At 44.2% G+C, this 11,468-nt stretch carries 13 protein-coding genes; 3 read left to right on the top strand and 10 right to left on the bottom strand.

From position 1 onward, the window contains the following. The 10 genes from B4K20_RS10080 to gatC form a co-directional block, all read right to left on the bottom strand. The coding region (locus B4K20_RS10080; protein ID WP_289282784.1) for a GldG family protein at positions 1-1,162 on the bottom strand (1,162 nt) is incomplete at its 3' end. After that, positions 1,159-1,905, bottom strand: a complete 747-nt coding sequence (locus tag B4K20_RS10075) for an ABC transporter permease (protein WP_289282783.1) — start codon at positions 1,903-1,905, stop codon at positions 1,159-1,161. The genes B4K20_RS10080 and B4K20_RS10075, both read right to left, overlap by 4 nt. Next, complete coding sequence (locus B4K20_RS10070) at positions 1,898-2,839, bottom strand: ABC transporter ATP-binding protein (protein WP_289282782.1); 942 nt, start codon at positions 2,837-2,839, stop codon at positions 1,898-1,900. The genes B4K20_RS10075 and B4K20_RS10070 overlap by 8 nt, the downstream gene beginning before the upstream one ends. A 5-nt stretch (positions 2,840-2,844) precedes the next feature. After that, positions 2,845-4,068: an EAL and HDOD domain-containing protein gene (locus tag B4K20_RS10065; RefSeq protein ID WP_289282781.1), complete on the bottom strand. Its 1,224-nt coding sequence runs from the start codon at positions 4,066-4,068 to the stop codon at positions 2,845-2,847. Between the two features lie 99 nt (positions 4,069-4,167). Further along, positions 4,168-4,323, bottom strand: coding sequence for a 50S ribosomal protein L33 (rpmG, locus tag B4K20_RS10060; protein WP_007146528.1), 156 nt, complete (start codon positions 4,321-4,323; stop codon positions 4,168-4,170). Between the two features lie 11 nt (positions 4,324-4,334). Then, the gene (rpmB, locus tag B4K20_RS10055) at positions 4,335-4,571 is read right to left on the bottom strand and encodes a 50S ribosomal protein L28 (protein ID WP_007146527.1); all 237 of its coding nucleotides are present in this window, start codon (positions 4,569-4,571) and stop codon (positions 4,335-4,337) included. Positions 4,572-4,696: 125 nt separating this feature from the next. Beyond that, positions 4,697-5,194, bottom strand: a complete 498-nt coding sequence (locus B4K20_RS10050) for a TlpA family protein disulfide reductase (protein ID WP_289243305.1) — start codon at positions 5,192-5,194, stop codon at positions 4,697-4,699. A 7-nt stretch (positions 5,195-5,201) separates the two neighbouring features. Further along, the gene (locus tag B4K20_RS10045; RefSeq protein WP_289282780.1) at positions 5,202-6,833 is read right to left on the bottom strand and encodes an acetolactate synthase large subunit; all 1,632 of its coding nucleotides are present in this window, start codon (positions 6,831-6,833) and stop codon (positions 5,202-5,204) included. A gap of 103 nt (positions 6,834-6,936) precedes the next feature. Next, positions 6,937-8,391, bottom strand: coding sequence for an Asp-tRNA(Asn)/Glu-tRNA(Gln) amidotransferase subunit GatA (gatA, locus tag B4K20_RS10040; RefSeq protein WP_289282779.1), 1,455 nt, complete (start codon positions 8,389-8,391; stop codon positions 6,937-6,939). Between the two features lie 18 nt (positions 8,392-8,409). Beyond that, on the bottom strand, positions 8,410-8,697 hold the full coding sequence (gene gatC, locus B4K20_RS10035; RefSeq protein WP_286304077.1) for an Asp-tRNA(Asn)/Glu-tRNA(Gln) amidotransferase subunit GatC: 288 nt from the start codon (positions 8,695-8,697) through the stop codon (positions 8,410-8,412). Between the two features lie 121 nt (positions 8,698-8,818). Between gatC and B4K20_RS10030 the strand changes: the two genes are divergently transcribed. The 3 genes from B4K20_RS10030 to mreD all read left to right on the top strand — a co-directional run bounded on the left by B4K20_RS10030 (position 8,819) and on the right by mreD (position 11,310). Continuing rightward, a complete protein-coding gene (locus tag B4K20_RS10030; RefSeq protein ID WP_289282778.1) occupies positions 8,819-9,865 on the top strand; it encodes a rod shape-determining protein in 1,047 nt (348 codons plus the stop codon). Between the two features lie 79 nt (positions 9,866-9,944). After that, the gene (mreC, locus tag B4K20_RS10025) at positions 9,945-10,847 is read left to right on the top strand and encodes a rod shape-determining protein MreC (protein ID WP_289282799.1); all 903 of its coding nucleotides are present in this window, start codon (positions 9,945-9,947) and stop codon (positions 10,845-10,847) included. Next, entirely contained in the window at positions 10,831-11,310 is a 480-nt protein-coding gene (mreD, locus tag B4K20_RS10020; protein ID WP_289243308.1) for a rod shape-determining protein MreD, read from the top strand. The genes mreC and mreD overlap by 17 nt, the downstream gene beginning before the upstream one ends. The last annotated feature ends 158 nt before the right edge of the window (positions 11,311-11,468 follow it).

Here is an 11,468-nt window from a genome sequence, read left to right as displayed (position 1 = left end):
TACCAATGTAGCTATTCGCGACAAAGTCGGCATCACCGATAACGGCAATCCTTTGTGATTTATCGATATTGCTGTCCGTATCGCGGGTAATGAGCATGCCGAGTGAAACTGGGCCGGCCACATCAGCACCTTTATCGAATGTTTGCTGACTGAGGTTTGCTTGTGTAATGCTAGAAGTTTCCACCCAGGCATTAGGCTGGCTGTTCAAAAGATTGATATAACGCCATGGGTTTTCTGAGTTATCTTCAGCTATTTGGATGGCACTGGCTTCGGCCAGAATGGTGACACTTTTGGCGGCCTGACCGACAGGATGATTGGCATAGTCGGTAATCAGAACAAAGCGTGGGTCATCAATCCCCAGCATGCTGGAGTTAGGATCAAGTACCGTGCCTGGCACAAATTCAATGCCTAATTTTTCAGCCAAAGCTCCCAACGACTTAGTCTGAGTTGGGTCTGCTAACCAGAGTAGATTGCCACCTTTGTCTAAATAGTCGCGAACAATATTGATTTCACCAGGTAGCCATTCTTTTTCAGGGCTGGCAATGACTAAAGCCGCACTGTTGTCCGGGATGTCTGGTGTATCCAATAAGTTTTGTGAACGGACTTTTATGCCTTGATTGCCTAGATTTTGTACCAGTGTACTCAAGCCAAAGTCGCTTTTATCATACGGACTGCGTTCACCATGGCCTTCAACAAATATTAACCAGGGCTGTGATTGTCGGGAGACAGTGACCAAGGCATTGCTTAGTGATTGTTCGGACAGATCAAACACATGCTGTTTTTGTTCACCATGGCTGACTACCATTTCACCTTGCTGTTGGATATTAAATTGTCTGACGATGTCAGGTGAAAAACTTGGGTCCACAAACTGTATGGTTAATTTATCGCTATGCTGTTGATAGCGTTGTAATAATTCAATAATAGCAGCCCGGTATTCATAATCAGGACTCACAAAAACCTGGATAGTAATATTATCTTTTAGATTATCGAGAATCGCTAAACTGGTTTCAGATAGCGTATGTCTATGATTTTGTGTCCAGTCAAACTGCTTATTGGTGGCAATTGACAGCTGACCCAGTAAGACAACGGCAGCCAGCAGCAAAGCATAAAATATAACTTGCTGAAAACGAATGAGGAGTTGTGCGCGTTTGGTGATTTTCATTGGTCTAGACGTTCTCTATCCAGTCGACGAACCGTCAGTAATAGAAAAGCAAAAATAATGAGTGCGAAGTAGCTGATATCCTGGGTATTGATTTGTCCCTGCATCATGGGTTCAAAGTGTTTTAACAACGACAGCCAACTCAGTAATGAGAATTCAGTTGTGCTGTGACTGGCCCAATCTATAATCCAAAACAAAAATAAAATGGCAAAGGTACTGATAGCAGCGATGGTAGGTTGTCTGGTTAAACTGGACATATAAATGCCTACCGCGCTGAAGCTGGCGACTAACAAAATCAGACCAATAACACCTGCACTTAATTGATAAAAATCCAAAGTGGTACCAACGGCCAGGGAACAAATCATCAAAACAGTGAGTGATGCCATTATCAGGAAAAATGTCAGGGTACCTAAGAACTTACCAATGACGATATCAAACATGCTCAGCGGTGCAGATGAGAGTAAAGGAAGGATCTCATTTCTGCGTTCTTCAGCAAAACTGCGCATGGTCAACAAGGGACTAATCAGCAGGGCAATGATCGCAGCATTACTTAAGAGTGGCATGGCTACCAGTTCTGTGACCCCTGGGGCACCAGGAATAGCAGAAATGCGACTTTGGATACTGTTGAAATAATCCATATGCGTTAAAAACAGATAAGCCAGCAATAATTGACTCAATGCCAAGATTACCCAAGCCAGAGGTGATAAGAACAAGCGATGTAATTCATTACGGGCGATGTTAAACATGGGCATCTTCTTCACGAATGATTTTCATAAATACATCTTCTAAAGAATGCTGTTCGGGCATTAATGATGTGAGTGGCCAGTTATGTTCAACAGCCTCTTTTAAAAGGGCCTGTGTTGGATCATGATCTGGCAGATAAGAGAGTTTAAAATGCTGTTCATCTATCTTTACGACATTATTCACACCATTGATAGCACTCAAAGAACCTATATCTACACTGTGTGAGAAACCAACTACAATAGCGGTTGATTGCATTTGTTCGGTTAACTTTTGCAGACTGTCATTAAATAATAACTGGCCTTTAGAAATGATTTGCACTCTGTCACATAACATCTGCACTTCGGGCAGAATATGAGTAGACAGAATGACACTATGTTCATTGGCAATATCACGAATAAGTTGACGAATCTCCCGAATCTGGATGGGGTCGAGCCCAGAGGTCGGTTCATCTAAGATCACTACGGCTGGCGAGTGGATAATAGCCTGTGCGATACCAACACGCTGCTGAAAGCCTTTGGATAAATTCGCAATTAATCGTTTGCTCACTTCTGTCAGACCACAGCGTTCTATCACTGTGTCGACTGCAGATTTTTGCTGTTTTTTAGCTATGCCATTCAGCCGGGCACAAAACTGTAAAAACTCAGTGACGGTATGTTCTTTATAAAGTGGTGGCGTTTCAGGTAGGTAACCAATACAGGCTTTAGCCTGTTTAGGGTCATCCAGTAAATCAATACCATTGATTATTATCTGACCATTATCTGGAGCGAGATTGCCGGTCAACATGCGCATTGTCGTACTTTTGCCAGCACCATTCGGGCCTAAAAATCCAAGGACTTCACCTTGTTTAATATTAAAACTGACATTGTTCACGGCGGCAGTGTCGCCGAAAAACCGAGATAGTTCTTTTGCTTCGAGTAAGAGTTTGGAATCAGTCATGAATACTAAATTGTATTAAGAGTCATAGTGGCCCACTCATTAGCTTCAATATAGGCATTGCTCAGCTTTTCCAATGAAGGCCCGTCTTCTGATGACTGAGACCAGCGGCCTTCACAGTAGTCGATAATGCAATTCAATAGTTGGCCTTTTATACCACCTCGACTAATTAGTGCAAGCTTTGATTCATTGCTTAGAGGGATCGAGTTAATAACCTCATTCATGGGCTTTGACAGCATCGTATCAATCGTTGAGAACAAGCCCAATAAAAAACCAGCCTCAGAATGACAGTCAAATTCAGGCGCTATCTTTTCTGCCATCTTGGCTCTGACCAACGTCACCTGAATTAGTTCTGCTGGTCCAGGACTCATCTCGCTCATAACAATTATTGTTGTCCATGTTTTTATCGCTTTTAGCCCTAAAATAACAAGGCCTTCACGTAGCGAGTTTATTTGTCTGGGAAACCCAATAGCGGCTGAGTTAAGTAAACGTAGTAATTTTAGACTAAGGCCTGGGTCTTGGCGAATGATTGACTCGATCGTTTTAAATTCAATATCAGGATCTTGTAATTTGCTTAGCAGCTCCAGCAGTTTAAGCTTACTATCAGGAATAGGTTTATCTGAAATGATTTCTGGCCGACAGAAAAAGTAGCCTTGAAAATAATCGAACCCAAGTGCCATACATAGCTCAAATTCAGCTTTAGTCTCCACCTTCTCTGCCAGTAACTTAACCGGATATTCACGGAGTAGGGCAACATGTTGTCTTACCTCTGCTTCAGACAAGGCGAGAATATCCACTTTGATTATGGTGGCTAACTCTATAAGTGGACGTAAAGACTCATGGAAAATAAAATCATCAAGTGCGATATGGTAACCAGCTAATGCCAGCTTTTTTACGGCATGGATTAACTCGTCGTCAATATCAATATCTTCGAGGATTTCTAACACAACCCTTTCTCCACCAAATGGGATTGGGTCATCACTTAAAATGAAATTGCGGGTCAGATTAACAAATGCCAGATGTGTGCCGATTACCCGTTCTATCCCAAGCTCGAGAAAGCTGTAATTGATTACCCGGGTAGTCGCAATATCGCCGGAATAGCGCCCAATATCAGCAGATTGTTGGCTAGTGTTATTGCGAAATAATAATTCATAGGCATGAATATTATATTGACGATCAAAAATGGGTTGTCTGGCTAGAACGATGGAGGATAAATCAGCAACGTTGGTCATGAATTACAACTTAAAGAAATGAGTTGATATCATAGTGTTAATGCAGGCATAAAAAAACCCGCTAGTGCGGGTTTTTCCAAAATAATATTGTGGGCAATATTATTTGATTTTAGCTTCTTTATACATAACGTGTTTGCGCACAACAGGATCAAACTTTTTGATCTCTAATTTTTCAGGCATGGTACGTTTGTTTTTATCTGTGGTGTAGTAGTGACCAGTACCAGCAGATGAGACTAATTTAATTTTATCGCGCATGTCTTACTCTCCTAAATTTTTTCGCCACGGGCGCGAATGTCAGTAAGGACGGAATCAATCCCTCTCTTATCGATGATGCGCAGACCATGGTTGCTGACACGCAGCTTGACCCAGCGATTTTCAGACTCAACCCAAAAACGGTGTGAGTGAAGGTTGGGTAAGAAACGACGTTTTGTTTTGTTATGAGCGTGTGAAACATTGTTACCGCTCATAGGGCGCTTGCCCGTTACCTGACATACTCTGGCCATTTTAAAACCTGCTCCTGATACACTTTTACCACAGGGCGCCGATTTTGGTCCCTGCCTGCATTTACAAAGCCGTACTTTATACCATACAAGACTATAGAAGTGTAGTGTAAATGTATTCGAATTTGCTACAGCCCCATACTGCTGAGTTTCTCGCTGAGCATCTCTTTTGAGACACTACCGATTTTGCGCATCACAACATCACCTTCAGCGGAGTATAAAAAATGTGTTGGGGTGACGCGTACATTACTAAATGCATTTGCCAGTTCACCTGTTTTATCCCAAGTGATGGTGTAGGGAATTTGTTTTTCTATGCGCATCGCTAATAAATGCTCCGGCTTGTCATGAGCCAACGCCACACTGATAACTTCTAAACCTTTGGGCACATATTCTTTATAAATGGCTTTGAGTTCTGGAAGTTCTTGCACACAAGCGGGACAGTCTGTCGCCCAGAAAATGACTAATAAAGGTTTACCCTTGTAGTCCTGAAGTGAGTGGGTGTTTCCGTCTAAATCAGTGAAGGTCTTGTCCGGAAGGCCCTGTTGTCCTTGCACTGAATTAAAAATAAGTGCCGCGATAATGCCAAGAATAAGAATGCCAATGGCGGGTTTAATTATGTGTGTCATCAGTTATTTAAATCGTTAAAGTGAGTTGGCCTAATGCTTCTGTTAGTTTGAGGTTCTCTCGATAATCAACCGGGCAATCAATAACAGTCACGGTATTTCTGTCTAAAGCTTCTTTTAGAATGGGCATTAATTGCTCCGTCTCCTCAACTCTGACACCAACTGCACCAAAAGATTGCGCGTACTGAACAAAATCCGGGTTGGTGAATTGTACATGACTGGTCCGACCAAATTGGTTTTGTTGTTTCCACTCAATCAGGCCGTAACTGGCATCGTTCCATACCAGAATGACTATAGCGATATTCAGGCGCATCGCGGTTTCGATTTCTTGAGAGTTCATCAAAAATCCAGCATCCCCTGTCACGGCCACAACTTTACGTTGGGGATTGGCTAATTTAGCGGCGATAGCACCCGGTACGGCAATGCCCATACTGGCAAATCCGTTGGATATGATGCAGGTATTAGGGTATTCACAGCGGAACATCCGTGACATCCACATTTTATGAGCACCTACGTCGCAGATGACAATGTCTTGTAAATCCATGGCTGTGCGCAGGTCCCAGATGATTTTTTGTGGTTTCACTGGAAACTCCAGATCATCACGATGCATATTCATCTCAGTAATCAAACTATCTCTCAACGTACGCATCGCCTTGCCCTGGTGTGGGGTAGTGATGGCAGCTACACGAATGAGGCTATGACGAATATTACCGACTACAGCCAAACTGATACTGTAGTGTCCATCCACTTCAGCATGAGTGGTATCAATGTGAACAATAGTACGATCACGCGATGGGTGCCAAAGATATGGGTGGTACTCCACAATATCGTAACCAATACAGATAATGACATCGGCATTGGCGAAACCACAGTTGGCGTAGTCATTCGATTGCAGGCCCACACTGCCCAAGGCCATTGGATGACGGAAGGGTACGACGCCTTTTGCCATAAAGGTATTGGCAATAGGGATGCCCAGCTTTTCTGAAAATTCAGCTAGTTCATCACAGGCATTGGCACGAATAACCCCGTTGCCTGCCAAAATAATCGGGCTTTTAGCATTTGAAATAACTTCTGCCGCACGTTCGATTTCTTCTGCTGCGGGTTCGGGAGCCGTTGCATTTTTGACACGTAACGGCACATCATCAATGTCCATTTCGGCAATATTTTCAGGAAACTCAATAAAGCAGGCCCCGGTTTTTTCTGTTTGAGCGACTTTAAACGCTTTACGAACCACTTCTGGAATAACTTCAGGGCTGACAATACGCGATGCGTATTTGGTTATTGGCCGAAACATCGCTTCCAAATCCAGCACTTGATGGGACTCTTTATGGAGTCGATGCGTCGACGCTTGTCCGGCAATAGCAATGAGTGGGGCGTGATCCATATTGGCATCCGCGACACCCGTGATGAGATTCGTTGCGCCTGGCCCCAGGGTAGCAATACAAACACCGGCATTACCTGTAAGTCGACCATAAACATCGGCCATAAAAGCCGCCCCCTGTTCATGGCGAGTGGTAATAAATTGGATAGATGAATCCAGCAATGCATCCATGACATCCAGATTTTCTTCACCTGGGATACCAAATATATATTCCACGCCTTCATTTTCGAGCGCTTTGACAAATAGCTCTGCTGCCTTCATCTGGCGGTTTCCTCATGCCCTGATTGATGTGTGCTGCAAGAATACCAGATAAGTGTCATATCTGACCCATAAAAAAGGGGCGGTGAGCCCCTTTAAAGTAGGATTATTTGAACGCATCAGGAATACGTTGATGCCAGTCTGTTTCTTGTTGATAACGATGACCGATATTTAATAATCTCGCTTCATCAAAGTAGTTACCAATAATTTGTAAACCGACAGGTAAGCCCTCAACGAAACCAGCTGGAATAGACATACCAGGCAAACCAGCCAGATTGGTATTGATGGTGTAAATATCTTCCAGATACATCGCAACCGGATCGTCTGTTTTCTCACCAAAACGGAAAGCAGGATTGGTGGCTGTTGGTCCCATAATCACATCGACTTCTTTAAATGCTTCCTGGAAGTCATTACTAATAAGACGACGGCATTGCTGTGCTTTTAAGTAGTAAGCATCGTAGTAACCAGCCGATAAGGCATAAGTACCAATCATGATGCGACGTTTGACTTCTTCGCCAAAACCTTCGCCACGTGAACGGGTGTAGAGATCCATTAAGTCTTTCGGATCTTCAGCGCGGTGACCGAAACGTACGCCATCCATTCTTGATAAGTTAGACGAACATTCTGCTGGCGCTACGACATAGTATGTCGGCACAGCCAGTTCCGTGTTGGGTAAGGTGATTTCCTTTAATGTTGCGCCCATTTTTTCATATGTCTTGATGGCCGCTTCTACCGTAGCGGCTACACGCGGATCGAGACCTTCACCAAAATATTCTTTTGGCAGGCCGATAGTTAAGCCTTCAAGTGAATCATTCAAACTCGCTGTGTAATCTGGCACATCACGATCGACACTCGTAGAGTCTTTCTCATCAAACCCTGACATCACGTTCATCAGCCAGGCAGCATCTTCAGCACTGTTGGCCATGGGGCCAGCTTGATCCAGGCTTGAAGCAAACGCAATCATGCCGTAGCGAGAAATACGGCCATAAGTGGGTTTCAAACCGGTCAGATTACACAGAGAAGAAGGTTGACGAATCGAACCACCTGTATCCGTACCTGTGGCAACAGGCGCTAAACGTGCTGCCATGGCTGCTGCTGAACCACCTGATGAACCACCAGGTACACGGTCTGTATCCCACGGATTTTTAACAGGACCGTACCAGCTGGTTTCATTCGACGAACCCATAGCAAATTCGTCCATATTGGTTTTACCCAATGTGACCATGCCGGCTTGGTCAATCTTTTCGACGACAGTGGCATCATACGGTGCGATAAATTTATCCAGCATTTTTGATGCGCAACTGGTACGGACACCTTTTGTACAGAAAATATCTTTATGGGCGAGAGGAATGCCAGTTAAAACACCCGCTTTGTTTTCTGCCAATAACTTATCTGCGGCTTTTGCCTGTTCCAGTGCTCGCTCTTCGGTCACAGTGATGAAGGCATTTAAAGTGCCGTTATGCTGATTGATGCGGTCAAGATAATGCTGAGTGAGTTCAACACTGCTTATTTCACTGTTGTGCAGGGCTGCCGATAATTCTGAAAGTGATTTGTTATGCATGTGTTTGCCTGTGTTGCTTTATTCGATAACTTTAGGAACCAGATAGACACCGGCTTCAGTTTTAGGTGCAATCGCCTGAAATGCATCACGCTGATTGACTTCGGTCACACTGTCGGGGCGTAAACGCTGATGTGCATCAAGGGGGTGAGCCATAGGAAGTATGTCGTTAGTGTCAGCTGCGCTTAATTGGTCAACTAAATTAAGAATGTTATTCAAATCCCGTGCATAATGAGGAATATCATCTTCCTGTATCGACAGGCGTGCGAGGTGCGCGATTTTTTCTACATCGTGTTTATCTAAACTCATCGACAGTTCCAAAGGTTAATTGCTTCAACAAAGCAGTAAGTTTAAATGATTAGTTGCTTGCCCAACAGCCCAGAGCATTGCTAAAGTATCTATTTTACCCCTTTCAGGTGTGGTTTCTTCAATGTTTGAACGTTTACGTGGAATTTTCTCCAACGATCTGTCGATCGATCTTGGAACAGCGAATACGCTGATTTATGTGCGCGGCAAAGGAATTGTCTTAGACGAGCCTTCTGTTGTTGCTATTCGTCAGGATAAAGGCCCTGGTGGTCCTCGTTCTATAGCTGCGGTCGGTGTCGAAGCCAAGCGCATGTTAGGACGAACGCCAGGTAATATCACTGCCATCAGGCCATTGAAAGATGGTGTTATCGCTGATTTCACCGTGACGGAAAAAATGTTGCAGCATTTTATTCGTAAAGTACACGAAGGACGTTTTCTCAAGCCGAGTCCGCGCGTTTTAGTTTGTGTTCCTTGTGGTTCAACGCAAGTTGAACGTCGTGCAATTCGCGAATCTGCTGCTGGGGCAGGGGCACGAGATGTGTTTCTGATTGAAGAGCCGATGGCAGCAGCCATTGGTGCCGGTATGCCTGTTGATGAAGCCAGCGGCTCGATGGTACTGGATATAGGTGGTGGTACAACAGAAGTCGCGGTTATCTCATTAAACGGTATTGTTTATTCTGCTTCAGTACGTATCGGTGGTGATTTATTTGATGAAGGCATCGTCAACTATGTGCGTCGTAACTACGGCACGTTAATTGGTGAATCAACCGCGGAAAAAATTAAAAAAGAAATTGGTTCAGCTTACCCCGGTAATGAAGTGCGTGAAATGGAAGTACGTGGACGGAATCTGGCTGAAGGTGTGCCGAGAAGCTTTACTCTAAACAGTAATGAGATTTTGGAAGCCTTGCAGGATCCACTTTCTGGTATTGTAGCAGCGGTTAAGACTGCTTTAGAGCAAACTCCGCCAGAACTAGGTGCTGACGTGGCCGAGCGCGGTATCGTATTAACCGGTGGTGGTGCATTGCTGCGTGATTTGGATCGCTTACTTATCGAAGAAACAGGCTTACCAGCAATTATTGCAGAAGATCCACTTACCTGTGTCGCTCGTGGCGGTGGTCGTGCGCTTGAAATGATTGATGAAAAAGGTACAGACGTTTTTACCTTTGAATAATGATTTTTAGTTAATAAGTCGTAAGACCTTTGCGAGTGTTATGCATTTGCGAAGGTCTTTTAGTTTTGGACGTTGAGTTATTAAACCTTTATTTGCCCATACACCTTCTTTAAACACCCGGATGCTACTGGCGCTTGTAGCCTCTATCCTGGTGTTTTTCCTTGATACGCGTCTGGATTACTTCAAACCTGTGCGTTCTTTGTTGTCAACGGCAGTCTATCCTGTGCAGGCGGCGGCATCGCTTCCTACAGATTTGAGTGAATGGGTCAGTGATTTTTTTCAGGATCGTAAACAATTACGAGAAAAAATTACCGTCATGGAAGCGAATAATATGCTGCAAAATATTCGCTTGCAGAAACTGCAGTCACTCGAACGAGAAAATATGCGACTCAAAGAGTTGTTAGGCTCATCATTTCGTCTGCAAGAACGTGTTCAAGTAGCAGAATTGCTGACCATAGATCTTGATCCTTTTTCTCAACAAGTAGTGATTGATAAGGGCGAAAATTATGGTGTGTATGTCGGGCAACCGGTGTTGGATGCCACTGGGGTAATGGGGCAGGTGACCGAAACCTCTGCCGTATCAAGTCGTGTAGTGTTATTGACAGACCCAAGTCATAGCATCCCTGTTCAAATCAATCGCAATGGTCTTCGGGCTGTGGTCACGGGCCGAGGTTTAGGCGAATATCTTCAAATGGATTTTCTGCCACATAATGCGGATATTCGTGAAGGCGACTTATTAGTCACATCAGGGCTTGGTGGTCGGTTTCCTGTTGGCTATCCTGTAGGTAAAGTGGTATCCGTTAAGTTTCCTCAAGGTAAACCATTTGCTGATATCAAAGTGGAGCCAGCAGCCAAGTTATCCACAAGTCGTGAAGTGATGTTAGTTCTGCCAGGCGAAAAAATTCAAACAGAGCGTACAACAACGAAACCAGCTGAGGAATCGTCATCAACCACGGAGGTCGACAGTGGCGACGACAATTAGGACCCGTAATGGTTTTGTGATTGTTATCACGCTCATCATTTCCATTATGTTGATGCTGGTGCCGTTACCAGATTACGCGCGTTTTTTCCGGCCGGAATGGGTAGTGATGACACTCATTTACTGGGCGATGGCGTTGCCTCATCGTGTCAGTATTGGTGTGGCCTGGTTTACAGGCTTTGTCATGGATATCACCATGGGTGGGATATTGGGTGTGATGGCTTTCAGCTATGCACTAGCTATTTATTTGATAGCACGTTTCCATTTGCAGTTACGTCAATATCCACTTTGGCAACAAGCCTTAACCATTTTTTCTGTTGTGCTGTTGGTGGAGTTTGTTGATGTTGTCGCTACTCGAGCAACGTTGCACTGGGAAAGCTGGATGCCCGTGCTAACAAGTACGCTGTTATGGCCGGTGATGTATGCGATTTTGCGTAAAATTCGCCGTACATTTCAGGTAACGTGAACGTTATATGGCTTCAAAGTTTACGCTTAAAGATCATTTTCGTGAGAGTCGCCTTGTAAACGGACGTTTGTTATTCGCTGGTCTACTGTCAGTGATTATTTTTAGCATCGTGATCTTCCGGTTAGTGTATTTGCAAGTGTTTGAATATGAACACTTTG

The sequence above is a fragment of the Methylophaga sp. UBA5088 genome, assembly GCF_002414625.1.
GTDB classification, from domain to species: domain Bacteria; phylum Pseudomonadota; class Gammaproteobacteria; order Nitrosococcales; family Methylophagaceae; genus Methylophaga; species Methylophaga marina.
This window is presented reverse-complemented; position numbering and strand designations above follow the sequence as displayed.